Genomic DNA, 24,051 nt, shown 5'->3' on the forward strand with positions numbered 1-24,051 from the left:
TCGGTTTGACGACAAGATGCCCTACCGATAATTAAATCCCGTTTACAAAAAAAATTCAGGACACCCTCCTTTTGCCTGAATTTATCTTGCTATAAAGCTATCCGCCAGTATCTCAAGTCTATTCCTTTACGGACTCGATTTTCTCAGCCGTTGCCCTTTAAATTCTTCCCTGAAATTTGCTGACTTCCTTTGATTTGGGCTTTGCAACTTTTATCGAGTACTTAAGTTATGCAACAAAGCCCAATTTAGGCAATTGGCAATCCTTATTCAATCCAGATCAACTCGACCCGGCGATTTTCTGATTTACCAGCTTCCGTCTCGTTATCGGCAATGGGTTGGGTTTCGCCATAGCCTTTTGCGGACAATTTGTTGGAGACGCCTTTCAATTTCAGATATTCAACGACTGAATGTGCCCGGCGTTGCGAGAGCTTCATATTATAGGAATCGCTACCTTCGCTGCTGGCATGACCTTGCACCTGAATTTCATTTTTCTGCGGGAATGCGATCAAATCTTTGGCGACACCATCCAAAAGTTCTTTGGCGTTTAAACTCAATTCAGCGGAATCGTATTTAAAATGCTGACCTTTCAGTATCAATCGAACCGCACAACCTTTCGGATCAACCATGGCGCCTTTGATGGTACCAGGGCATTTATCCAAGCAATCGTTGACGCCGTCGGCATCCGCATCCAGTACGCTGCAATCGGGTTTAGATGCCGCCACGATCGGCGGCGGTGCCATGCGAGCGTCGGACTTTGCCGCATATTTAGGTTTGTCGCCAAACGGAATCACCACACCCAGATTGACCGTCATATCGTGAAATTCGTCGGTGCCCGGCTGTACATGAGCATTGAAATTATTGTTGTAGCGGTAACGTACATCGCTACGTATCAATAAATTATCGTTCACCTCGTAAGTGGCACCGACGCCGGCTTCGCCGATAAAACCGATGCCGCAGTTGGCGGATGCGCAGGTGTTCATACCGCCCAAGCCTAGTACTGCATATGGCGAGAATTTATCCCGGAACAAATAATACTGCACATCGGCACTACCACCGGCCAAATCCCAAGGGCCGTTATCGCCGCCAAAACCTTGATAAAAACCTTTTAACTCAACGTTAAAATGTTGATCGATGATTTTACCCACACCAACACCGCCGCCCCAACCGTCGCTCGCCCGTCGGTCGCCGCCGCTATTGATAAACGTCGCGAACGGTGCGACATACCAGCGATTATCTTGCGATTGATCAGCGGCTTGGGTTTGCGGCACCATAGCCAGACCAGCTAAGGCGGCTATCGGCAATACATGTCTGTTAAGCATAATTATTCCTTTATGGTAAAGATCGAAATGGGTAACTAACACCAGGTTGCCGCAAGGAGAACTAGCGCGAAACGGATGGCATTGTTGTAAATAAGCTCATAAGTAGCTTATTCGCAACAGCAACCCTCCGTCGGTGCGGTAGCACACATAAGCGGCAAACAGATAAATTTCCCGGTATGCGTTATTCGGCTGCCAATCCCATCTTCTGCAAAGGCCGGCGTTAGCGGTGTATGTACGCTAACGCACCGACTAAGGCTGGCTTTGTGCTTATAGTTCATTCAAGGTTTCACCACCTCAGCCCCCGCCTTTACTTGCCGCATATGCGCGAGTATCCGTTAGTCGCCTAAACCGCCACGCCGGACTCGTCCGATTTACGCTTGCAAGTATTCGCCAGATTACGGCTAAGCATTAGCCGCACAGCCTCATCTTATTTTTAGTCCGGGAGAATTACCTATGAAAAACCTCAGCCGATTGTTTGCCGCATTTATTGTGGCCCTCACTTTACTCGCTGCCTCCGGTTGCGCATCGACGCATAAACACGAAGGCACCGGCGAATATGTCGACGACAGCGTCATCACTACTAAGGTGAAAGCAATGTTATTCGACGAACCCAACCTGAGATCCGGCCAGATCAACGTGGAAACTTTTAAAGGTGTCGTGCAATTGAGCGGCTTCGTCGGCAGCCAGGCCGACATCAATAAAGCCGTGGAAATTGCTCGCGGTGTCAAAGGCGTAGAGTCGGTCAAAAACGATATGCGTCTTAAATAACCTAGGAAAACATTATGGAAACCATTGATAAAGCCTCCAACTTCGCCCACGAAGCGGTCGATAAAATCGCCAGTGCCTCTCACCAAGCCGCTGAATCGCTTGACCAAAAAAGCGAACAGCTAAAAACCGCCGAGCAGCGCATCGTGAAAAACTGCCAGGTCTATATCCGCGACAATCCGGTAACGGCATTGGGGATTGCGGTAGCCAGCGGCTTTCTGTTGAGCCGCCTGTTGAGCAGCCGCTAACTGCCCGTTGTCCATGGACCCGAATGCGTCCACAAGGACCGAGGAAAGCGCGGGGCAGTCCGCCACGCATGCCGAGCCGTCCGACGACATCGGCATATTGGCGGACATTCAACTGCTGTGGGAAGACTTACAGGGTTTAAGCCATGATCGCTTCCGGCTTGCCGCGTTGGAAACGCGGCGGGCCGGCCAAAGCCTGACTACGATGCTCGCGGCCGCTGTGATGCTTGCTTTGCTGCTGAGTACCGCCTGGTTAGGCTTAATGGCAGCCGGAGTACAGTGGTTTATTGAGCATGATCTACAGGCCAGTAGTGCCATATTACTGGCAGTAGCAGGCAATTTACTGCTGGCATTAATCCTGTTTGGCGTGATCCGCCGCCGTAGCCGCTATCTACAATTCCCGGCCACACAGCACAGCCTTAAACCCGTGTCTAAAGACTATGCCAGTAAGGACCTTATCTGATGAGGCTGGCCTGGAAGCAACGAATAAAGCCTGTCGGCTCTTTGAATGCGCAAATCAAAATTGCGGAACGGCAAGTGTTGAAGCGTCGCCAGTCGCTCGGAAATCGCACCACATCCCTGCTGGAAAATATCTACAAACAAATGACCGCGCCCGCCACCCTGGTGTTCGCAAGCGGCATAGGATTTATAGCCGGCGAACTCAGTAAATGCCCGACGCCGCCCCGCACGGCCCCACTGCCGGAGCCTATTGAAAATCGCAACGTCCCGGCAAGCACACATTTACGCACTGTTCTGAGCCTGCTGCTTTCGGCACATTCGTTATACAACGCCTTGCCAATAACCTGGCTGACGAAACGCTTTCAGCAATCGCGAAGCAAACCTGCTGTTGCACGGCGACATAATCGCGAGACTAGGACTACCAATAAAGCGGGAGACCCGGGCTAACGTTTAGCGGCTTTTGGCAAGCCCGCCACGCTTGCCTAATTTTTCCTACTTGCCGCAAACAATAACGCGCTACCCACCGCTATGGTCGCTATGCCTGCCCAAACCGGCACATTGACAGTCTGAGTATCTTTTACCGACAGTTCGAACGGACCTAACGTGGCCTGCTGCGTTTCCTTGGTATAGCTGAAACCACCGTAGATCAGGCCCAATACCCCGGCAATAATCAACAGCGTGGCCATGATTTTGACTGCACTCATGTTGTTCCCTCGTAAATGATTTTGGATAAGCCCGGCTTGACCAGCCGTATCAAAACTCTACGACTAGCCATTCCAAAATTAGCTCTGGCACAGAGCCAAACCAAACAATCGATAAAAGCAAACACTTGCTTCGCAATACTTATAAAGCCCTTCGACCTTGAATTATGCGAAGCACAATCGCTATAAGCGCGATTACTAGCAATAGATGAATGAATCCGCCAAGCGTGTACGCAGACACCAAACCCAACGCCCAAAGGATGATAAATAGTACGGCTACAGTTTCAAGCATGATCGTTCTCCCCTAACTGCCAAAATAAACTCAGGATGGCGCGCAAATGCAGCGGCTTATAGCTCGTCTTTAATATCTTGCTTCAGATCGCCGAAGCCGGACTGGGCCTTACCCAAATTTTTCTGGACATTGCCTTTTAACTCCAACTCTTTGTCGTCCAATATCACGCCGGCAGCTTCTTTGACTTTGCCTTTAACTTCTTCAACGCGGCCTTTTACTTGATCTTTATTCATGATGATCTCCAACTGGATTAGCCATGAGCAAAACGCCATGACCAAGCGCGGAAGATTCTCCCGCTGCTTAGTAAGAACAATATCAACAAACCCAAGCAAAGTCGGTGCGGCAACGAACATAGATTGGAAGCTAGATATACAGCTTTTTGAGGCCTGAAGACAAAACAGAAGACTTGTCCGACTCACGCCCGGCCCGAGCCGAACGCTTACCCGATTAACTCCAGAAATCCTGAAATTAATAGCGCATGCCGCCTGAGGTCAATGACAGCCCGACACTGGACGCAATTCATTTTTCTAATGTTGGCTAACGTACCGACGCCAGCGGCGTTATTGCTTAAACTCCTACCATAGGTTTAGCAAATCAAATCCTAAGCAGATTATTCAAATACTTACCGTTAACCACGGCCATTGGATTTAACACTTTCAATGTGCCGCGCACCGCGCCCGTTCTTCCGACAAATCGCAACCCTAAGAACGGAAACACCCCTCTTAACGTTCCAGCCGCCGCAATCGTGTTGACCGCTCGGGTTACACGATCCTTATCAAACACTAGCACCACGATTTTTAACCGCCGCGAGACTATCCGGCAGGTAGCTCTCCCCTTGCCTATCCGCTGGATAAGTGAGGAATACAGACTGTGCGGATGTCGACCTCTCCCATACAAACGGTCGAATGAACTCTGTGAAAGCCGGCGTTTCCTGGTAAAGCCGGCTGAGGGTAAGAGCCATTGGATGGCGCTTTGTTAACTTAAACCTATTGAGAAATACCTATGAAAACGATCCCTTATTTAAAGACCTCGCTCGCCATTTGCCTATTGGCGGCTTCCAGTGCTAGTTCTGCTGGCGTTTGGGCGCCAAACGACGGCGACGTTAATTTTCTGTCGTTTAGCCAGTCCTCGTTCCCCTTTCCTTCTCTCTCCGATACCTTCGGTATTTTCGAAGATACGGCCGTTATCGGTGCGGCAGCACCTGTCGTCGCGTTTACCGGCGTCGGCGCAGTGTCATTTACGGCTAACGGCGCTAACTACACTATTGGCACCGGCACTTCATCCGGGACTTTGCTGGGTTCCAGTAATTTCCAAATTGGGATGCTGTCCGACGGAGTTTGGAGTGCTGCATTCGGCAACGTTGATTTAGGCTCGGACGCTAACTTACTGGCATTTGCGGATGCCTCGGAGTTTAACAATCTGCACTTTTTGTACGCGTTCGATATTAGCCCGTCACAAGCGAGCGGCGACGGACCGGCAGCAGTGCCGTTACCGGCTTCAATATGGATGATGACCAGCGCCTTGCTGGGCGTCTTATATGTTGGACGTCGTAAATCCACGGTTTACGCCTAAACCCTAGATAAGTAGCCGGCGCCGTGCGACATGCATGCGACCGGCTATTTTTTTGCCTATTCTTAGCGTCAATACAGGCACAAAAAAACGGCAGGGAAATTCACCTGCCGTTTTTCTTGAAATCGCAGAACTGATTGGCCCTATTGAGCGGCGTTCAAATGTAGAACAGCTTCTTCTGCCGATTTTTTCGCTAATTCGCTGTGACCTTGTTTAGCATGCGCGATAGCCGCATCCAGACTCGTGACACCGGCTTTTAAATGCTCGTCGAGCACTTTGATATGACTCTTCGCTGCATCCGCATGATTCACGATGGTTTTTGCGTCACCGGACTTAGCGGCTGTTTGTGCATGCTCCAGCGCCAGCGCGATATGACTTTCCGCTGCATAAACATGGATAGCACTAACGCTCAACAGCATGCCGGCGCATATTACGGTGATAATATTCATAGTTGTATCCTTGGCGTAGTATTTAGATTGCGCGTTCAATAACGGTCGTTTTTATCGCCTTTCTTCGCTTTGCGCCGGAGAGCGACAAAACCGACCCGATCTTTGCCGGCACTCATCTTCAGGTCGTCTTCGACTTCCATCGTCTTGTCATCGGGAGTATTTCCGGTAATTTCTCCAGCTTGGCTTTTCCCGGTTTCGACCGAGTCTTTCTTAGGGACTTTATTCATGTTGATCTCCAAAATGGTGGACCACAACTGAATTAGCCATGACCTAAGCGCGGACTATGTTTTACAACGCTCAATCCTTACCATAGCTGCAAAGCCAAGCGCAGTCGGTACGGCAACGAACAGAGTTGCCGGCAAAAGCGCTAGCTGCCAAGCACCACCGACACCTGATGTGATTTTCCGTCATCCAACAACCTGATACCCTCGCCAGGCATTTGTGCCACACCATCTAGTGTCATGCTGGCAATACCTCGGCTCACACCATTCGGGTTATCAATGCTGATCTGGTACACACTGGCGCCATGCCGATAAGTCACGCTGTAACTCTGCCAGGCACGGGGTATGCACGGTTCGAACAGCAAACGGTCGCCGCATACTTGTAAGCCCAAAATGGATTCCAAGCCGGCCCGATAAAACCAACCGGACGCGCCGGTGTACCAAGTCCAGCCGCCTCGGCGGGCGTGCGGGGCTTCGGAATAAATGTCCGCCGCCAGCACATAGGGTTCTACCTTATAGGCATAGACCCCGGTACGGCTGGTAGTGCGCTTAATTGGATTCAGCATGCGCAGCAATTCGCCAGCTTGATCGCCTTCACCGAGCATGGCATAGGCAATCACCGACCAGATGGCCGCATGCGTGTATTGCCCGCCGTTCTCGCGGATGCCGGGCGGATAGCTTTTGATATAGCCGGGATCGCGCTCGGTCTTGTCGAACGGCGGCGTGAACAACAACAGCAGATCGTCGCCGTAGCGCACTAGATATTCGCGTACCGACTCCATCGCCCGCCGCGCCCGTTCCGGGTCGGCGGCGCCGGAGATGATGCCCCAACTCTGTGCAATAGAATCGATGCGACATTCGGAGTTAGTCGCCGAACCCAACGGCGAGCCGTCGTCGAAATAGGCGCGCCGGTACCAGGCGCCGTCCCAGCCTTCCGTTTCGACGGCACTCCGCAGTTGTCCGGCATGCTCAAGCCAACGCACAGCGCGTTCGTTGTCGCCACGTGTTTCGGCTATCACGGCAAACTCTGACAGAGTTTTGATCAGAAACCAGGCCAGCCAAATGCTCTCGCCCTGCCCGCGATTGCCGACCCGATTCATGCCGTCGTTCCAGTCGCCACTACCGATCAAGGGCAAACCGTGCGCGCCGGTGGCCAGACTTAAATCCAACGTGCGCGCGCAATGTTCAAACAGACTGGCTGCTCGCAAGGTTTCGGTAGGATGAAAATAGGCATCATCCTGTTCCGCCACCAACTCCGGCCCTTCCAGAAACGGTAATGATTCCTCCAGTATCAGCGTATCGCCGCTGACCTTGAGATAATGCGCCACCACAAAGGGCAGCCAAACCCGGTCGTCGGAAAAACGGGTACGTACGCCACGACCGGTAGGCGGATGCCACCAATGCTGCACATCGCCCGGTTCAAACTGGCGCGCGGCTGCTCGTAGAATATGCGCGCGGGTTAAATCCGGCCTGGTCACCGCCAAGGCCATACTGTCCTGCAATTGATCGCGAAAACCAAACGCACCGCCCACCTGATAGAAGGCAGCCCTGGCCCACATCCGGCAGCTCAGGGTTTGATACAACAGCCAACTGTTCAACAGCACGTCCAACTCGCGATCCGGGGTTTTGACTTGTACCTTACCCAGTATGGTCTGCCACGACTGCGTGACTTCGGCAAATGCCCTGGCAAGGTCAACCGCACGATGCCGACGAATCAATTCCACAGCATGTGCTTTGTCCTTGCCCTGCCCCAGAAAAAATACGATCTCAATCTTTTCATCCGCCGCCAGCTCTATGCTGGTTTGCAAAGCCGCGCAGGGGTCCATGCCGGCACCGACCCGGTTTTTCAGCGGTTTGCGGTTCAACAAGCCGGCCGGCGCGTCCAGACTGCCGTTGCGGCCGAGAAACTCGCTGCGATTGGCCGTCCAGGCAGTCTGCCGTCCGGCCAAGTCGGCAAAGGCAATCCGCTCGCCAAACTCTTGATCCCAAGGGTTATAAGCCAGCATGGCGCCGGTTTCCGCATCCAGTTCCGTGACGATATGCGGCGCGGTGACGCTACGCGAGGCGCCGAGCACCCATTCCAGATAGGCGGTCACGCTCAAGCGGCGGCGGCGCCCCGAGACATTGGTCAAGGTCAATGCAGAGATTTTGACCGGATCGTCCGGGCTGACGAACTGCAACAATTCGCTATGAATGCCATGCGAATGATGCTCGAAGCGACTATAGCCCTGGCCGTGCCGAATCAAATAGCCGGCATTGTCGACGCGGATCGGCAGCGCGGTCGGTGTCCACAATTCGTTGCTGTCCTCGTCGCGTATATAAAATACTTCGCCCGGCGCATCGCCGACCGGATCGTTCGACCAAGGCGTTAACTGGTTTTCCCGGCTATTGCCGCACCAGGTACAGCCGCTACCCAACTCGGACACCGTGAAACCGAACTCGGGATTGGCGATGACGTTAATCCAAGGCGCGGGTGTGCTCTGGCCTTTATCCAGCACGATGACATATTCGCGGCCGTCTTTCGCAAAACCGCCCAGACCGTTGAAAAACTCCAGCGGCGGCACGGCCAAGGCCGGTGCTTCGACAGCCGGCAGCAATAATGGCTGCTTGCTAATGAAGGGCATGGCTGGTCGTGGATGCCGTAACAATTGTTCGGCCAAGGTGCCGCGATTTCCGACCAACATAGCTCTTGCCGATGTTTGCAATAAGCGCCGATCTTCCAGAGATAACAACCTGGCCTGCAACACAAAAATAGCACCCTGCTGCTCGTGCTCCGCGGAGGCCGAACGCGCCTGGTTTTCCCGCACCAGCGTTTCCAGCAAATTCTGTAAATCCTCGACGTAAGACACTTCCTTTTCATTCAGAATCAGCAGATCCACGGCAAGGCCTTTAATCCGCCAATATTCGTGCGCGCGCAGCAATTGCTCGACAATACCGCGATCTTCCGGCTCACCGACCCGCAGCAATAAGATGGGTCTGTCGCCGGAAATACCGTAGCGCCACAAACTGGTGACATTCAGCGCATTCAATTGGAGGAACTTACCGGCTGGCCGTAACGACGGATCCGCATAGAGCAAACGATTGGCCAGCATTTGAAACAACTGCGCCTCGTCGGGTTTGGTATGTAAATGATGCAGTTGTACGTGAGCATGGGTCCAGGCCAAGGCCGACGCCCGTTCCCAGGCCATTAGATTGTGATATTTGTCAGACAAATCTGCCGCCGCCTGTCTTGACGCAGCCACCAGCGTGGTGAAGGTCAAGTGCTCAGTCGCCCCCCCTGCGATTTTAATGCGGGTGCGCAAACTGAATATCGGGTCGAGTACCGAGCCGACGGTGTTACTTAACGGCCTGCCATCCATCACCGCCAATGGTGCGCGCAGGGATTGACCGCGGCCGATGAAACGGGCCCGGTCGGTTTCGTATTGCAAACCATCGCCGGTTTGCCGGTCGGCCAGCACATGCGCGGCCCAGAATTGCGGGTCTTCGGCGGAGCGTTGCCGGCGATGCGCGAGTAATGCCCGGGTCTGCGGCAGGTATTCGGTCTGCACAAATAAATTGGAAAACACCGGATGAGCTATATCGGCCTGCATCGTCGTCAAAACGATTTCTGCATAAGAGGTTACTTCAATTTCCCGCTCATGCATGCTGTTATTGGTCAAACTTAGCCGCCTGATTTCCGCATCGTCTTCCGGCGATACCACAATTTCCAAAGTGGTCACTATCGAGCCGTCGGTACGGGTAATCCGCGCTCTATCTTCAACAAATACCACGTCATAGTGTTCGGGGGTAGCCGTAGTTGGTTGATAGCCGGCCGACCAGACCTGGCCGCTATCGACATCCCGCAGATATAGATAACTACCCCAGGCATCGCGGGTAGTATCTTCCCGCCAACGGGTGACCGCCAGGTTCCGCCACAGGCTATAACCCGAGCCGGCAGCGGTAATCATCACCGCGTATACCCCATTCGACAGCAGCAGCGTGGACGGTACGGAGGACATCGGCGACGGTACTCGGCGCACCGGCGGTTGCACGGTTTCTTTTACATCGGATAGTTCTTGCAACAAGGGCAGTACACTGGTGTCCGCGCCGTGCGGGATACGTTCTTGTAACAACAAGTCCGCCGACTGAATCAGCGCGGCGCGGTGAAAGCGATGCCGCATCGAACCGTCGTGCACCACATTCGCAAACGCCACCAGCGACATGCCTTGATGATGCGCCATATAACAGCGCACCATGGCGACGCGCTGACCTTCCGCCAATCGAATAGGCGTGAAATCCAGCGCTTCATAGAAGCCGTATCGCCCCAGTGCTCCCTCGAGTTCCAGACGGGCGAAGTTCTCTACGGCGGCATGCGGCAGATACATGGCCGCCAGGGCCGTGGCGTATGGCGCTATCACCAGCTCTTCGCCAAGTCCACGCTTCATGCCTAGTCCAGGCACGCCGAACGCGGAATATTGATAGGTAAAATACAAATCGCGGCCATTGAACGCCGATTCGGACACGCCCCACGGTACGCCGCGTTCCTTGCCGTAGGCAATCTGCCGCTTTACCACCAAGCGGCAAGTCTGATCGAGCAGACTATAGCGCGGAGTAAAAGTCACCAACGACGGCATCAGGTATTCGAACATCGAACCGGACCAGGACAGCAATACCGTACCATGTGCAACGCGCGTCACCCGTCGGCCCAAATGAAACCAATGGCTGCTGGGTACATCCCGTTTGGCGATGGCGATAATACTGGACAGTCTGGCTTCGGAAGCCAGCAAATCGTAATAACTCGGATCGATAGCCCCTTCCGCGACCCGGTAACCGATGGCAAACATATGCCGATTGGTGTCGTACAAAAACCGAAAATCCATGTCCCGGAACAAGCCTTCCAGCTGCTCAACCATAAACTCAACACGTTTGTGCAAAGCCTTGGCTTGTTCGCCGGCCCGACGTAACAGCACAATCAGGGCTTTTTTATCGGCTGTCGCTGCTTCCGGTTGTGAATATTCTTCGTGATTTGCCCAAATCGTGTAACTGCCGGGCAGATTGCATAGCGGCGTTTCCAAACCGAATTGTTGACTGAGTTCGGCACTTTGCGAACATAGTGACGGGTATTGCTCGGGAAAATGAATCCACGGTATCAACGTAGCCACATCGCGGGCATGCGAACGAATGTCGTCGCATAAAAAGGCTGCCCAGGCCAACACTTCGTTGTCCAGGCTATCGCCGCGTTCGACGGCATGCGCATTGGCCAGATCAAGTAAAGCATTAGCGCAAACGGTCAATTGCTGCCACAGCACACTCCAGCCGGCCGTGTCGACGGGCCGACTTGCCAGCAGTTCGCCAAGGATGGTGATTTTTTGTCGTAGTTCTCGCAACGTAACAGTCACGATGCGGCGGTCATCGTTGATGTTGGCCAACGCGTTGAGCAATAAGCGATGCGTATCGGCCAGTCCAAGCAAAGCGTTGTTTAAATCCAGCGGCTTGCTGGCTATTTCCCGGCAGGCTTGCGCCAACGTCAGTAAATGGCCGGCCAGATTGCCGCTATCGACGGTGGACACGTAGCGCGGTTCCAGCATCTGCAAGTTGCGGGTGTCGTACCAATTGTAAAAATGCCCGTGCAGTTTAGGTAAGTCGGTCAGGGTGGCCAGCGTCGCTTCCAGACGCTCGACGGTATCGGTCAAGCCCAACCAACCGAAATCCCGCGCGGATACCACCGACAACAAATACAGGCCGAAATTGGTCGGTGAACTGCGGTGGGCAATCACCGCTTGCGGATCTTCCTGAAAATTATCCGGGGGCAGATAGTGTTCTTCGGCGGTGACAAAGGTGGTAAAAAACCGCCAGATGCGTCTGCCATACAAACGCAATTGTGCGCTATCGGCCGGCAACAATGCTTCGGCAATATCGATTTTGGGCGGCAGGCTCAAGGCCCGCGCCACCACCGGCGCCAGCCACCACAGCAGTAAAAACGGCGCGGCCGCGACTATCGCGTCCGGGTTGCACAGCACCACCAACGCGCCGGCACCAAACACCACCGAGGATGAATGGCTGAGCGGGCGGATCAAATTCTTCAACGCATACCCTGCCCCTGACTTGGCCTGCAACGCAGTCACCCACTTCAGCAGTTTGCGGCGGGTGATGAACAAGCGCACCAGTGTGGTAACGATAGCGTCGGTCATCAACCAGGCTTGTTGGGCCAGCATGGTCAACGCCACCAGACTATTGCACAAGGCCCAAGCTACGTCTTCTAAGGCGCCGCGCAGATGGGTCGCGACGGAAACCCCGCGCCGGGGTGCTGTGAAACCGGCAGTAAATGCCAAAACCGCCGGAAAAGCCAGCGCGGTCAGCACAAAGCCGACCAGAATCACTAGCGGCGCCTGCGGTATGGCCCAACTGACAACCAGCGCAGAAAACGCCGCCGGCGCCGACAAGGAGCGGCGCAGATTATCCAGCATTTTCCAGCGGCCTATCAGTGGCATGCCTTTACCGCGCGCGCCGAAAATCCACGGTATCAATTGCCAATCGCCACGCGCCCATCGATGGCCGCGCGAGTCTGCGACTTCGGTGTGCGATGGGAATTCTTCGAAAAACTCTATGTCGCTGACCAGGCCGCAACGTACATAAACGCTCTCGAATAAATCGTGACTGAGCTGAGTGTTGTCCGGCACCCGCCCGGCCAGCGCAGCCTCGAAACTGTCGACATGATACAAGCCCTTGCCACTATAGGTGCCCAGCCCAAACAGATCCTGATACAACTCCGATACCGAACTGGAATAGGCATCGGTGCCGGAGGCCCCGGCGAAAATTTGATGAAACATCGAGCGTTCCTGGCGTTGCGGCAAGGTAGGAGTGACTCTGGGCTGCAAGATACCGTAACCGTCCACGATGGCCTGGCTGTCGGCATCGAACACCGGCTTATTCAGCGGATGTGCCGCCACCCCAACCAATTGCGCGACCACACCCATCGGCAGCTTGGTATCGGCATCCAGAGTGATGACGTAGCACACGCCGGGCGGCGCGGCGGCAGGTTGACCAGCAATCGGCAGAAACGAGGTATCGGTGGCGCCGCGCAGCAGACGATTAAATTCCTGTAACTTGCCGCGTTTACGCTCCCAGCCCATCCATTTGCCTTCACTGGCGTTCCACAAACGTTTACGGTGAAACACAAAAAAGCGCTGCTGAGCGTACTTGGCGTTCAAGGCATTGACCGCCCCAATCGCCACGCTCAACAGCTTATCGTCGTTAGCTTGAGTTTCCTGCTCGGCATCGGTCCAATCGGACAACAGCGCGAACCGCACCGCACCGTCCGGGTTGGCCAGATAGCGGATTTCCATTTGTTCGACTTGTTGTCTAACCCCTGCTTCGCTGACAAACATAGTCGGCACGACCACGAAGGTGCTCAAGGCTTCCGGCACACCCTCTTTAAGTTCCAGACGCGGTAAATGATTGGGCGGCAGGCCGGCCACAATGAAATGATTCAGCAGGCCAACGGCGATATCCGATGCCGGAAATACCAAGACCAAAACCAGTAAGGCTAATTGAAAGCCGTTCAATCCGGCGGCGCTGGATAGGCTCAACGGCAAGGCCAATAAACACAGCGTCATTAATCCCAGGCTGCCGACATAGGCCAGCCCGGCATGACTGACATAGGTGCGCAACAGCCTTTGTTTAAAAGGCGAACGGTAATGCACTTTTGCTTCGAACGCATAACGGCCGGCACCGATCAGATAGTATCCCGGCTCCATTTGCCGTTCGTCGCCACTGTCTTGATCTATGGCGATTTGCACTTCAGCGATGGCCAATTGTGCAATCTCAACTTCGGATACTGGCGAGCGCTTGGCAAGTTCTTCTATGGCATGCCGGTAACGGTCGCGCGTCAGAAAGTCCATGGCCGCATAGCCGTCATGCGCGCGTAAACAGGCATCCACCAGGCTGACGTCTTCGACAAACTGCGGCCAATCGAACGCGGAGATGGCGCGCATGCTGGTAATGATATTGCGTACCGTCATGTTGTCGGCGATTTGCGCAGCGTGTTCCCGGTGCACAATATCGTCTAGGCTCAGGCCTTGCTCGCCGAGCCAATCGCTGAGGAATTTCAAAGACAAGGCAATCGCCGGATGCGGATCGTGCGAGCGCTGCAAAATCTGCACGGCATAGGCTTGGCGCAACTGTTCGGCCGGCAACACGCCAGCCGGAATGACTGGATCCGGACTATCGCTGCGGGCGACAACTTGTTCGACGTGATCGACAAACTGGTCCGCCAAGCGCCGGCCGTTTTGCGAACGCATGATGCTGACCGCCAAGCGCCGGAGATTTTCGACCAGCAACACCCTCAGCGTAATCGGGATGGCCCATAGTTCGCCCAAGGTTAGCGGCTCGACGCTTTGATAGGCCTTGACGAACAGATTCAGCAAGTCCGGCGCGAAGCGGCTGTCGGTATGCGCCACCAAGGCCCAGGCGATGCCGTAAACGCGCGGATAGCCGGCCAACACGCCTTCGGCCAGTTTGGGTAGTTCGCGCGAATAGCTTTCCGGCAGATCGACATGAATATCGCTGACCTGCTCTTCGATGACATGAAAATTATCCAACAGCCATTCCGCAGCGGGCGTGATGGCATGCTGCTCGCGTACTGCCTTGGCCACGGATTTATACGCTTCCAGCAAGACCAGGGCATTCTCGCGTACCCGAGGAATTAACTTATGGCCCTTCTTCAGCGTGGTGATTTTTTGGGCTTTTGCCAGACTGACCGCATGCTGCTCCAAGCGCTCGGTATTGAATAATTCAAAACGAATCGGTGCTTCCTCGCCGCCCGGATGCTCGCTTCTAACATGCCGCCGTTGTTCTCGCCGCTTGGCCATGGATTAGTGCTCCGTTCTGATGAATGTGGTGACAATCGCCTGTCGGCGAGGTTGATTGGGCCTCGCTGGGAGGCGGTTGGCAAAAAGACTGGTTGGGCCGAAGGGAATCGAGCCCAACGTTTCTTTGGAGAGGTGTAACTAGATTCTGCCGAGTACCAGTAGAATCAATATGATGATCAACACCAAGCCTAAGCCGCCGCTGGGTCCATAGCCCCAAGATCGGCTGTGCGGCCAAACCGGGATTACGCCCAGCAACATCAGGATCAGTATGATGAGTATCAGTGTGCTAAGTGACATGGTAGTGCTCCTTAAGGAGTGAGGACGTTAACGTGAAACTGTGCAGAACAGCTCGAACTAAGCATGCACCTAGCGGTGTATCAACCCCAACACTCCCACGACAATCAAATAGACCGCCACGAAATAATTCAGAAACCGGGGCACGACTAAAATCAAAATGCCGATCACCAGCGCCAGTAAGGGTTCGATTGCCAGATTCATGATAAACCTCCGCGAATAGTGGAGATCAGAGCTTAACCCGATGATCTGGCAGGGTCTGTACGCTATCGCACACACCTGTTTGGCGCCGCTCAGCGATGGGCATCATTCAACCTCGCAGGTATCGGCCCGCGTCTGGTTGTTCGTAAAATATCCCGATGCCAAGCATTCCCGCGAAACACCGAACGTCGTGAGTAATTAACGTTTGTGGTGTGATTAACTATATAATTTTTTTTAGCGCGCATACCTGAGGACGCAATGTTGTTGTCGATTGAGCAAGCAAGAATACATATATCCGGCAAAACCGAAGCGAACAAAAAGTCTCAGTTTGGTCAGTTTTTTACGCCAGCCAAAACCGCAATTTTCATGGCTGGTCTTTTCCCGGCCCAGACCGTGTAAAAACGCACAAATTGAGATTGTTCGAGCATGGATAAGGGATTTTGGCGCTCTAAAGCTGACGCGGGCTGAAGGAGAGAGCTTAGCTCGAGACAAACAAGAATTTACCATTTCCAAAATGGAACCCTGGAAAGCCTTGTTGACAGATGGGCTTTACACAACCGTACTCTGAAATAGCCACTAACCGGCTATGGCTGATTCACTAGGACGACACAATGCCATCTTGGCTTTTATACCGTCAATCAGCGCTTCAAGACCTATGATATTGATCACTCGCTTCAAATTATAGGCCAGCACATGCAGGCTCATTTCGGTGCGAACGTGCGCCAAGGTTTTCATCAAAAAATGAGTGGCGCCCATCCAGGCTTTGAGCGTGCCAAAAGGATGTTCGACAGTTTGCCGGCGAATACGCATACTCTCAGGCGCTAGGTCCAGGCGAGTTTGCATGGCGTCCAGAATACCCTCATGCTCCCAACGCTTGACACGCCGTTGTGGGCTGGGCGTACATTGTTCCTTGAGCGCACAGTTTTGGCAGGCCGAACTCCAGTAGCAATGTAATTTCAAGCCTTTCTCAATAGTGGAAAAGCGCCAAATCAAAGCCTCCCCAGCCGGACAGCGGTATTCGTTTTTCTCGGCATCAAAAATGAAATCCGCTTTGCCAAAACGGCCATCGGCTGTGGCGATTGATGTCACGGTCTTGGGCACAATCGCGGTAATGCAGGCTTCGTGGCAGGCGAGGATTTCTTCGCTTTTGAAATAACCGCGATCGGCGATGACGGTTAAATCGTCAACCCCCATGGCACTGCGGGCTTTTTTCGCCATGTTTGAAAGCTGACTACGGTCCACACCCTCATTGATCACCTCGTGCTCCACAATCAGATGATGCTTAGTGTCAACAGCGGTCTGAGCGTTATAACCCACGATGCCCGTCCCCCGCGTTTTCATGGAACGGGCATCAGGGTCGGTCAGGGAAATCTGTTTATCGGGTGTCTGATTAAGCTGAACCTCAATGTCTTTCAGGGCTTGCATCTGCGCTTTTAAGGCGGCGATTTTGTCTTGCAAACGCTCGGTTTTCGCCTGCGCTACAGAGGGTTCTTGACGGTCGGCGGTATCCAGCGCCGTTAAATAACGATTGATACTGGATTCGATTTCTTCCATACGTCGTTGCAATTTGGCGCTAGTGAAGTTGCGGTCGCGGTTATTAACCGCTTTGAACTTGCTGCCGTCTATGGCCACCAGGGCTTCTGAAAATAAACCCAGCTGCTGACAGAGCATGACAAATTGGCGGCAGACATTACGGATGGCTTTACCGTTCTCTTTGCGGAACGTGGCGATGGTTTTGAAATCCGGCATCAAGCGTCCGGTTAACCACATCAACTCGATATTACGCTGCGTTTCTTTCTCCAAACGACGGCTGGATTGGATGCGATTGAGGTAGCCGTAGATGTAAATCTTCAACAAAACGGCTGGATGATACGCGGGTCTGCCGGTAATGGCGGGTTGAACACCTTCGAAACCGAGTTGCTTAAGATCCAATTCATCCACAAAGACATCAACAACACGAAGGGGATTGGTCTCGACCACATAGTCATCCAGACTTTCCGGTAGCAAGGTAATTTGAGTACGGCATTCACCTTTAATGAATCGATTCATCGGCTGGCTCCCATCAATAAATCCTGAGCCAAATTATACCAAAGCTGGCGTTTTGACACAGTCTGGGCCGGAAGTGGCCATTGCCGTTTGCTCGATGCCGGAGCAGGCATTGGCTGCCTTTCTGATGCGTTTCTGGAAAGGTGGCGATCGGGCGGCTTTCAGTTCCAAAGTTTAGAATTCCCCCCGTGTCAGAATAGTTGTCGTCTCAAATCAATGCATTCGTTCACACCAGTCCATTGCCCTATACATCCAGAGTGTTTAAGTCAGTAAGTGAGGCACGCAATTGGTGCAAGGGGCCAAAATTCAAAAACCCTTGACTAAACAACCTGGCTTAATTGGTCGACGCCGATCAATTTAGGTTTCTGCTGATGTTAATGGCCGAGTTGATTCGGATAATCAAATCTCGTGGCGAAAAAGGTTTCGTAATGTAATCATTGACGCCGACTTCAAACGCGCGAATCCGATCATTTCTTTCCGCGCGTGCCGTCAGAAGAATAACGGGTAGCGCAGTGAATTTCGGATCGTTTTTTAAGCGCCGCGTCATTTCGATACCACTTATTCCCGGCAACATCCAATCCAGAACCAGCAAATCTACAGACATCTGTGCTAATGATTGCTGCGCCTCTTCGGCCGTTGCAACAGTGGTTACATTCATTCCGGCATTTTCCAGCACCATCAGTAGCATGTCCCTGATGGATTCCTCGTCGTCAACGACAAGAATATTTAAAGTTGGCATGATCTTTCATCGTGAAGTTATTGCAGGTAGCCCAGAGTTTCTGGCTAGAACAATACAAACAAGTAATTGGATAAGGAGGGGCGAATTGATAGGTGTTTACAAAATTATGTTTCTGCCACTAATAGTCGCAGAGGGACGTATTCTTGAACCAACGCCGCTGCGATCATGTCAAGCATACGTCTAATATGTGACGATAATGTGACAATTCTGGCGTGCATTGGCAAACAGCTGAAACCCCCAACCATTAACGATTTGTGAATACGAATAGAACCCGACAATCACCATTACGGACACTAGATCACAGATTACCGGACAATAAAGATGTAATGTCAGCGTTTAAAATCATCAGGAAACGACCATGCCCCTAAAAAAACATATGACCCTGACCAACAGATTAATCACACCTTCTTGGCGCCGAAGGGTTACGACGGCTACCTCAATATGCAATCCCATGATGGTCAAGGGATTTACGATTCATACATTCGCCATAGCAAACACATTGCATCCGGCATCACCCAGCAAAACTTCCAAGTCAGTTTTGTCAGCAAATTCGACAGAGCCATTTGAGTGGCTCCATCCCCGGCTACCGCATTTTATAAAAGCTATTTCTTGATAGATGACATAACCGTCTAATAACTAGAATCTTTCTTAAGACAATTTTAAGAAACGCCCTATAAAGTTAAGCTCTCTCAATTCCCCTACACGGCAGTAATGGACACCACTCCCGCATACTTAGATCACCAATTCAAATCATCTAAGCACAATAAACGGCTGTACGTTGCGATAGATGGATCGATAAAGTCTTGCGTGACGGGGCCCTTGTTAGAGTTGCCCATCGACTTTAAAGAATGGCCTCAGTCGGACACCCGCAACGTCGTCTTGTTTGCCAGCAGAGCCGCCTAATATCGAAGTTTTTTGCGATCACAGGGGGGCCAGAATGTTCGTCCGTAAATGGACAATCGCAATCAGTCGACGCCGGCTTCAACGCGATGACATAGTCAATGTTCGGCGGGTATTCTCAGAATGTCCTGGTAAGAAATCCGGTGTGTTGGCGAATACTGTCAGCATATGCCATTAAATCATTAAATGCCTGAACACAATCTCGGTGATAGGGATGTCTGCTGTTATTTAGCGGATGGGTTCGGTCTTCCGTCAAATCGTTTATCACCCGCTCAATCTCCGAAAGCTCTGTCGGCTTCTTGTAGAAAAATTCGTTCATTTTTGCTGACTCATATTTTCATTTGTTTAAAGCGTTAGCTTACAAATGCCCTATGACATCAATGTGACAAAAAGCCCTCACTGATTTGTTTGTTGGATGCCCGACCATAAATAACAGCAGAAAAGCCTTCGCGATTTACACCCTAAGTGTGCCAGCGCACCGACTTTGACACAAAAAATCTCTAGGCTGGGTCAGTATCAGTCATCACTCGGAAAAATTGCCATGAGTAAGTCCCCAAAAAGCAATAAAGAAGACAAGAAAAAACCAGCGCACACTCAGAAAGAAAAGAAGGCTATTAAGAAATCTAAACAAGATTCACATAACAGCAGCGGCGGGTTATTGACGGGAAAATAATAACGGTTCCGAATTGTCATTCATGCCGAACCGGTGACTTCTGAAATTATCGTCAGTGGCGACCGCATTAGCCAACCCATTGAAATCTTACGAAACCCAATACCGACCCGGAGACTCCCGTTCGGGCAAAAAAAAGCCCCACATTTGCATGTGAGGCCTTAATTTATTTGGCTCCCCCGGACGGGCTCGAACCGCCGACCTAGTGATTAACAGTCGCTAAAGACCATGTTACCACGTATTTCTGCAGGTTGCAGAACATTCCTAAATGCCCGATTATATTGAACTTTATCACATCTTCCGTTCATGGTTGTTTCATTCTGTGACCTTATGTTGCGGAATTCAAGTGACCACAAAGTGACCACGAAATTATGTTTACTGACAAATCGATCAAAGGACTTAAGGCAAAACCGTCGGCATATAGACTTTATGAAAAAGGGCCCGATAAAGGCTTTGGCGTCAAAGTGACGCCAGCTGGAAGCGTAACCTTTTTTATTCAGTATGCAGGTCCAGATGGTAAACAAAAATTCGCAAGCCTGGGCCGGTATCCATCGATTAGTCTATCTGAGGCAAGAGATAAGTGTCGTGAACTGAGACGGGAGATCGATCGCGGAGTTGACCCACAATCCCGCATTGAGCTCAGACTTGGCAGCGTAGCTGATTTGTTTGATTACTACATCAAGCACATGGTTGATTCAGGAAAGCGAACTTTTGAAAAAGTCGAGGCCGATCTTCATTACAACTGTAAAGACATTTTGGACTTACAAGCTAAAGACGTAACTCCAGCCCATATAAGGAAAATACTTTACACCATTATTTCGCGAGGCTCGAATGTTCAGGCTAATCGGATTCGGTCTTACTTAAGAAGAGCTTTTGAATTAGGGGTTTATCACGATAATGATCCAAAAAACCTATCAAATGATTTTACCTTTCAAATACAAACAAACCCTGTCGATGCAATTCCAAAAGACACAAGTGCCGAAGTCGCCGGAGAAAGAGCATTATCATTTTCAGAAATCAAAGTGCTTTGGAACGAAACATGCCTTCATGAGCAATTCCATCTAGCCACAAAACTACTGCTACTATATGGCTGCCGTTCTTGGGAGCTCTGCGGCGCAATGAAACATGAGTTTGATTTTGAAGCCATGATTTGGAGCGCCCCACCAGAACGCGTGAAAAACGAACGCTGGCTGATATTGCCTATTACTCCATTAGCAAAAAAATTACTTGCTGAATTATGGCCATATTCTGGAAACTCTGACTATCTTTTTCCAAGCCGATATAATGAAGAAAAACCGATACACAAAACATCTTTGGCGCACGCAATCACTCGAATAAGCAGCATAGATACTTTTACACCGAGAGATTTAAGAAGAACAGTAAAAACTCGTATGGGAGAAATTGGCATAGAAAAAAGCATCAGAGATAGGATACAAAATCATGCTCTAAATGACGTAAGCTCAAAACATTATGATAGATATGATTATTTACAGGAAAAACGAAGCGCCTTATTAAAATGGGAAAAACATTTAATCGAGTTGAATGCTCATAAAAATACGTTCAGTTGATTTTTATTAGATCGACAATAAATTAGCCATTAATTATTTTTTGATTTAATTCAATCAATGAGTTTTATTCCTTTTTCCTGCCATACCGAAAACTCCAGAGGACGCAAGCCGAAACGGATAGCATTTCCTGCATGTAACGTTTTGAGTTCGGTTTGTATCAAAATAATGAATTTCTGCTTGTCTTCCTGGGACACAGAATTTGGAATGCCTGCCAAGATTGATGCTGCATCTGTCGCCAGTCCATCCCGGACAATGGCTCTTATAACCTCGGCCAGTTCGTTTCGGTAACGTAATCTAACGATGTCCGGCGGCACGAGCTGCTGTTGCACGGCGACGTATTGCTGACAGGAACGCTCGTAAGCCCAAATATAGACATCTCTCAACAATTCAATTCGATTCAGCTCATAGACACCGAGGACCGCGTCCACGTAAGCCTGTTGAGGCACATCGATAAAGGACAGTGGACAAAGATTGTGTTGAATCAGCGGGATATTGGCCGCCAAGCGCGAAACCCGTTTGTTGACGTCTTCGAAAGGCTGCAAGTAGGGCAAATGCACCATCAGGAAAAACGATTGTTCAAACGGATCGGCGATTTCCGCCGCCATGGTCATGACAATCCCGAACAACTCTTCAATCCGTTGCGGCATCGCAATAGGCAAATATACACTACCCCCAATTTCGACCGCCCGATTACGCAGGCGACCACAACTCATTGGATCCGCCAACAAACCATCCGATAAAAAAGCATGTAAGGCAACGATGGTTTCGGCCGTAACACCGGCATGCTCGGTATCGCGTACCAAATATTCAATGGCCGACTTATGATTGAGGATCATCTGGGTTTCCATGACATCCTTGCCTTCAGCCGCCTGACCGAACTCAATCAAGCGTTCAGTATCCAGTCGACTGTAGGTATTGCCTTCCAAGCGGGAAGAAGCCCAAGAAAGGTCGATGAGCAGGCGATTCAGAATGTCACGGGCAAACGTTCCTGCCGGGGTTTGCTCAGACGGCGACCTGCCCAAGGTATGTAATTGTTCGCGTAAACCAGCTGATAAGTAATAGGTGTGGTTTGGATAGTACTGCCCCAGGAAATCCGGTTGGTAGCTGACGGGAGGCCTTTGAGTTCGTGGTTGACGAATAAAGAACTTGATCTCTTCGCCTTCAAGCGAAATGGGAATGTAAACTTCGTCAACGCCATGCCGGTTTGAGTCATCCACACCATCAACTGTGGCGATACCCGTACCAGGCTTTACGACTTTATACTTCAGTGCTCGTCCATCGCCTTCGCTAACAATGCGACGCTCTGCCACCAATGTGGCCAATCGACGTTGTAAAGTGCGGCCCTTAATTTCGAAATCTAGCCATTGCGCAATGTCTTTCGCGCCAATACCTTCGGGATATTGAGCAATCAGCTTTTCGATTCGTTCCAGCTCTTCTGATGGGACTATTTTTGGCATGATTTGATTTTTGGTGTCGCGATTAGTTTTAATGCGCCATTTAATATGTCATTAAACCAAAAATCGCGCCATAAAAACATCCTGGTTGCACATTTAAACTTAATCCAACTTCAGTCCGCTCCAGTCATCACGCTCCGTACCGACCGCAAGATCAAGCAAGGCCAAATTCAGAGGACCAGCGAAAAACCGCGAAAAGAGCGGTTTTTCGAGCGTATAGAATCTTTGGCAACGTCGTAAACTCGCATCAAGACCATTACGGCGAGCTTGCGATGTGCAATATTCCTTCAAAAAATCTTAAGCTTCAGTTTCCATTTCAAAATGTTGTTAAGCATTTTCGGATTGGCATGATTGTCGGCTTTTGCATCATCAGCCAACCCATGGAATCAATGGCTAATGGAGCCATTCAAATAAACAGCAGCAACCAACAGTCTCCTGGTTCAAAAACCACATTACGGAACACGCTGTGGGGCCAAGTTGCTCGGAGACATGGCATTGACCCCTACATTCTCTATGCCGTTGCGCTCACCGAATCGCGAAAAAACGATGACCAGAATAAAGTCATACCCTCGCCCTGGGCCATCAATAACGCTGGCAACGCCTATATTCCTGGCAGCCAGCAGGAAGCCGAAGCATTGCTCAATCAATTGATGGATCAAGGTAAACGCAATATCGACGTTGGCATGATGCAAGTCAATCTTCGGTGGCATGGCCACCGTGTTGCGAAACCAGAGCAACTCTTGATACCAAGCACCAATCTCGAAATCGGTGCAAGTGTACTCTCCGAGGCCATCCAATCAGTGCCTGGCAATCTTGCACATGGCATAGGCCGATATTTCAGTTGGAAAAATGAGCCGGCAGCCATCCAGTACGGACGGAAAGTTATTGCCCTGGCAAATCAAATTCGCGCAATTCTTTAGCCAATCGAGGATTGCAGAATGGATGAGAATCTCTACAAACTCAATCTCGACTACCTCATTGTCGCTCAATCCTTAATTTTTTCCGGCAGCGAACAGAAAGCCATGTTCTGCTTAGGCTTAACGAACGAAGCGGTTTCGTTACTCCGAAAGATGCCACTCGCACAATTAAAAAGCTTGGCTAGAAGTGATTGCCTGACCTTTGTCCCCCGTTTCAATCCCCATAAATGGAGCAAATTTCTAAACGTCGAAAAAAATGAAGATCCCAATGCACTCGACGCACGAACCATCGATCTTCTGATGCTCTTGTCTGCCCACCCGCCTGAGTCATGAGCAACCATTGCCCATTTGCTACTCGGCTTAAAGATCAGTATTGGGCTTATCAATTGCTGA

22 protein-coding genes are annotated in these 24,051 nt (G+C 51.2%); 10 read left to right on the forward strand and 12 right to left on the reverse strand.

From position 1 onward, the window contains the following. Positions 1–263: 263 nt before the first annotated feature. Complete coding sequence (locus G006_RS0108395; RefSeq protein WP_020482735.1) at positions 264–1,319, reverse strand: OmpA family protein; 1,056 nt, start codon at positions 1,317–1,319, stop codon at positions 264–266. A gap of 453 nt (positions 1,320–1,772) precedes the next feature. Here G006_RS0108395 and G006_RS0108400 point away from each other — a divergent pair, with 453 nt between their 5' ends. From G006_RS0108400 to G006_RS25250, 4 genes are read left to right on the forward strand one after another with little or no spacing between them, the layout of a single operon-like run. Beyond that, on the forward strand, positions 1,773–2,087 hold the full coding sequence (locus G006_RS0108400) for a BON domain-containing protein (RefSeq protein WP_020482736.1): 315 nt from the start codon (positions 1,773–1,775) through the stop codon (positions 2,085–2,087). A gap of 14 nt (positions 2,088–2,101) precedes the next feature. Beyond that, positions 2,102–2,332, forward strand: coding sequence for a DUF883 family protein (locus G006_RS0108405; protein WP_020482737.1), 231 nt, complete (start codon positions 2,102–2,104; stop codon positions 2,330–2,332). A gap of 13 nt (positions 2,333–2,345) precedes the next feature. After that, on the forward strand, positions 2,346–2,792 hold the full coding sequence (locus G006_RS25245) for a phage holin family protein (protein ID WP_020482738.1): 447 nt from the start codon (positions 2,346–2,348) through the stop codon (positions 2,790–2,792). Continuing rightward, positions 2,792–3,235: a hypothetical protein gene (locus G006_RS25250; RefSeq protein WP_020482739.1), complete on the forward strand. Its 444-nt coding sequence runs from the start codon at positions 2,792–2,794 to the stop codon at positions 3,233–3,235. The genes G006_RS25245 and G006_RS25250 overlap by 1 nt, the downstream gene beginning before the upstream one ends. Before the next feature lie 35 nt (positions 3,236–3,270). Here G006_RS25250 and G006_RS0108420 read toward each other — a convergent pair whose 3' ends face one another. From G006_RS0108420 to G006_RS0108430, 3 genes are all read right to left on the reverse strand, one after another. After that, positions 3,271–3,492 (reverse strand): hypothetical protein, encoded by a 222-nt coding sequence (locus tag G006_RS0108420; protein WP_020482740.1) that lies wholly within the window; start codon positions 3,490–3,492, stop codon positions 3,271–3,273. A gap of 139 nt (positions 3,493–3,631) precedes the next feature. Then, positions 3,632–3,781, reverse strand: coding sequence for a lmo0937 family membrane protein (locus G006_RS28270; protein ID WP_020482741.1), 150 nt, complete (start codon positions 3,779–3,781; stop codon positions 3,632–3,634). A 56-nt stretch (positions 3,782–3,837) separates the two neighbouring features. Continuing rightward, positions 3,838–4,014 carry a CsbD family protein gene (locus G006_RS0108430; protein ID WP_026146928.1) on the reverse strand — a complete coding sequence of 59 codons (177 nt, stop codon included), beginning with the start codon at positions 4,012–4,014 and terminating at the stop codon, positions 3,838–3,840. A gap of 769 nt (positions 4,015–4,783) precedes the next feature. On the opposite strand from G006_RS0108430, the gene G006_RS0108435 reads away from it, so the two are divergent. Further along, positions 4,784–5,353 (forward strand): hypothetical protein, encoded by a 570-nt coding sequence (locus G006_RS0108435; RefSeq protein WP_020482743.1) that lies wholly within the window; start codon positions 4,784–4,786, stop codon positions 5,351–5,353. Positions 5,354–5,493: 140 nt separating this feature from the next. Here the strand turns inward: G006_RS0108435 and smbP are convergent, their stop codons facing one another. The 7 genes from smbP to G006_RS25260 form a co-directional block, all read right to left on the reverse strand. Beyond that, positions 5,494–5,799: a small metal-binding protein SmbP gene (smbP, locus tag G006_RS0108440; RefSeq protein ID WP_020482744.1), complete on the reverse strand. Its 306-nt coding sequence runs from the start codon at positions 5,797–5,799 to the stop codon at positions 5,494–5,496. 35 nt (positions 5,800–5,834) lie between these two features. Next, entirely contained in the window at positions 5,835–6,026 is a 192-nt protein-coding gene (locus G006_RS0108445) for a hypothetical protein (protein ID WP_020482745.1), read from the reverse strand. Between the two features lie 140 nt (positions 6,027–6,166). Next, on the reverse strand, positions 6,167–14,869 hold the full coding sequence (locus tag G006_RS0108450; protein WP_020482746.1) for a GH36-type glycosyl hydrolase domain-containing protein: 8,703 nt from the start codon (positions 14,867–14,869) through the stop codon (positions 6,167–6,169). 138 nt (positions 14,870–15,007) lie between these two features. Then, on the reverse strand, positions 15,008–15,166 hold the full coding sequence (locus G006_RS27660; RefSeq protein WP_020482747.1) for a DUF3309 family protein: 159 nt from the start codon (positions 15,164–15,166) through the stop codon (positions 15,008–15,010). 69 nt (positions 15,167–15,235) lie between these two features. Next, a complete protein-coding gene (locus G006_RS27665) occupies positions 15,236–15,367 on the reverse strand; it encodes a DUF3096 domain-containing protein (protein WP_020482748.1) in 132 nt (43 codons plus the stop codon). Positions 15,368–15,940: 573 nt separating this feature from the next. After that, positions 15,941–17,413 (reverse strand): IS1182 family transposase, encoded by a 1,473-nt coding sequence (locus tag G006_RS0108475; protein WP_020482751.1) that lies wholly within the window; start codon positions 17,411–17,413, stop codon positions 15,941–15,943. Between the two features lie 349 nt (positions 17,414–17,762). Beyond that, the gene (locus G006_RS25260; protein WP_020482753.1) at positions 17,763–18,149 is read right to left on the reverse strand and encodes a response regulator; all 387 of its coding nucleotides are present in this window, start codon (positions 18,147–18,149) and stop codon (positions 17,763–17,765) included. Positions 18,150–18,590: 441 nt separating this feature from the next. Between G006_RS25260 and G006_RS29340 the strand changes: the two genes are divergently transcribed. The 3 genes from G006_RS29340 (at position 18,591) to G006_RS0108500 (ending at position 21,287) form a co-directional block, all read left to right on the forward strand. Then, on the forward strand, positions 18,591–18,716 hold the full coding sequence (locus G006_RS29340) for a hypothetical protein (RefSeq protein WP_020482754.1): 126 nt from the start codon (positions 18,591–18,593) through the stop codon (positions 18,714–18,716). A gap of 874 nt (positions 18,717–19,590) precedes the next feature. Then, a complete protein-coding gene (locus G006_RS29345) occupies positions 19,591–19,722 on the forward strand; it encodes a hypothetical protein (protein ID WP_020482755.1) in 132 nt (43 codons plus the stop codon). 368 nt (positions 19,723–20,090) lie between these two features. Continuing rightward, positions 20,091–21,287 (forward strand): tyrosine-type recombinase/integrase, encoded by a 1,197-nt coding sequence (locus G006_RS0108500; protein ID WP_020482756.1) that lies wholly within the window; start codon positions 20,091–20,093, stop codon positions 21,285–21,287. A gap of 50 nt (positions 21,288–21,337) precedes the next feature. Here G006_RS0108500 and G006_RS0108505 read toward each other — a convergent pair whose 3' ends face one another. Beyond that, a complete protein-coding gene (locus tag G006_RS0108505; protein ID WP_020482757.1) occupies positions 21,338–22,744 on the reverse strand; it encodes a Fic family protein in 1,407 nt (468 codons plus the stop codon). A 269-nt stretch (positions 22,745–23,013) separates the two neighbouring features. On the opposite strand from G006_RS0108505, the gene G006_RS0108515 reads away from it, so the two are divergent. Together G006_RS0108515 and G006_RS0108520 are read left to right on the forward strand one after the other, a co-directional pair. Continuing rightward, positions 23,014–23,661, forward strand: coding sequence for a transglycosylase SLT domain-containing protein (locus G006_RS0108515; RefSeq protein WP_020482759.1), 648 nt, complete (start codon positions 23,014–23,016; stop codon positions 23,659–23,661). Between the two features lie 18 nt (positions 23,662–23,679). Continuing rightward, positions 23,680–23,991: a flagellar transcriptional regulator FlhD gene (locus G006_RS0108520; RefSeq protein ID WP_020482760.1), complete on the forward strand. Its 312-nt coding sequence runs from the start codon at positions 23,680–23,682 to the stop codon at positions 23,989–23,991. Positions 23,992–24,051: the final 60 nt, after the last annotated feature.

It is taken from the genome of Methylomonas sp. MK1, from assembly GCF_000365425.1.
GTDB lineage: Bacteria > Pseudomonadota > Gammaproteobacteria > Methylococcales > Methylomonadaceae > Methylomonas.

Coding starts and splice junctions, on each gene's coding strand:
- G006_RS0108520 (WP_020482760.1), top strand. CDS start 23,680: ATGGATGAGAATCTCTACAAACTCAATCTCGACTACCTCATTGTCGCT.
- G006_RS25250 (WP_020482739.1), top strand. CDS start 2,792: ATGAGGCTGGCCTGGAAGCAACGAATAAAGCCTGTCGGCTCTTTGAAT.
- G006_RS0108420 (WP_020482740.1), bottom strand. CDS start 3,492: ATGAGTGCAGTCAAAATCATGGCCACGCTGTTGATTATTGCCGGGGTA.
- G006_RS0108505 (WP_020482757.1), bottom strand. CDS start 22,744: ATGCCAAAAATAGTCCCATCAGAAGAGCTGGAACGAATCGAAAAGCTG.
- G006_RS0108475 (WP_020482751.1), bottom strand. CDS start 17,413: ATGAATCGATTCATTAAAGGTGAATGCCGTACTCAAATTACCTTGCTA.
- G006_RS29345 (WP_020482755.1), top strand. CDS start 19,591: ATGAGTAAGTCCCCAAAAAGCAATAAAGAAGACAAGAAAAAACCAGCG.
- G006_RS0108515 (WP_020482759.1), top strand. CDS start 23,014: ATGTGCAATATTCCTTCAAAAAATCTTAAGCTTCAGTTTCCATTTCAA.
- G006_RS25260 (WP_020482753.1), bottom strand. CDS start 18,149: ATGCCAACTTTAAATATTCTTGTCGTTGACGACGAGGAATCCATCAGG.
- G006_RS0108500 (WP_020482756.1), top strand. CDS start 20,091: ATGTTTACTGACAAATCGATCAAAGGACTTAAGGCAAAACCGTCGGCA.
- G006_RS0108445 (WP_020482745.1), bottom strand. CDS start 6,026: ATGAATAAAGTCCCTAAGAAAGACTCGGTCGAAACCGGGAAAAGCCAA.
- G006_RS0108395 (WP_020482735.1), bottom strand. CDS start 1,319: ATGCTTAACAGACATGTATTGCCGATAGCCGCCTTAGCTGGTCTGGCT.
- G006_RS27665 (WP_020482748.1), bottom strand. CDS start 15,367: ATGAATCTGGCAATCGAACCCTTACTGGCGCTGGTGATCGGCATTTTG.
- G006_RS29340 (WP_020482754.1), top strand. CDS start 18,591: ATGCAATCCCATGATGGTCAAGGGATTTACGATTCATACATTCGCCAT.
- G006_RS0108430 (WP_026146928.1), bottom strand. CDS start 4,014: ATGAATAAAGATCAAGTAAAAGGCCGCGTTGAAGAAGTTAAAGGCAAA.
- G006_RS0108400 (WP_020482736.1), top strand. CDS start 1,773: ATGAAAAACCTCAGCCGATTGTTTGCCGCATTTATTGTGGCCCTCACT.
- smbP (WP_020482744.1), bottom strand. CDS start 5,799: ATGAATATTATCACCGTAATATGCGCCGGCATGCTGTTGAGCGTTAGT.
- G006_RS0108435 (WP_020482743.1), top strand. CDS start 4,784: ATGAAAACGATCCCTTATTTAAAGACCTCGCTCGCCATTTGCCTATTG.
- G006_RS25245 (WP_020482738.1), top strand. CDS start 2,346: ATGGACCCGAATGCGTCCACAAGGACCGAGGAAAGCGCGGGGCAGTCC.
- G006_RS28270 (WP_020482741.1), bottom strand. CDS start 3,781: ATGCTTGAAACTGTAGCCGTACTATTTATCATCCTTTGGGCGTTGGGT.
- G006_RS0108450 (WP_020482746.1), bottom strand. CDS start 14,869: ATGGCCAAGCGGCGAGAACAACGGCGGCATGTTAGAAGCGAGCATCCG.
- G006_RS27660 (WP_020482747.1), bottom strand. CDS start 15,166: ATGTCACTTAGCACACTGATACTCATCATACTGATCCTGATGTTGCTG.
- G006_RS0108405 (WP_020482737.1), top strand. CDS start 2,102: ATGGAAACCATTGATAAAGCCTCCAACTTCGCCCACGAAGCGGTCGAT.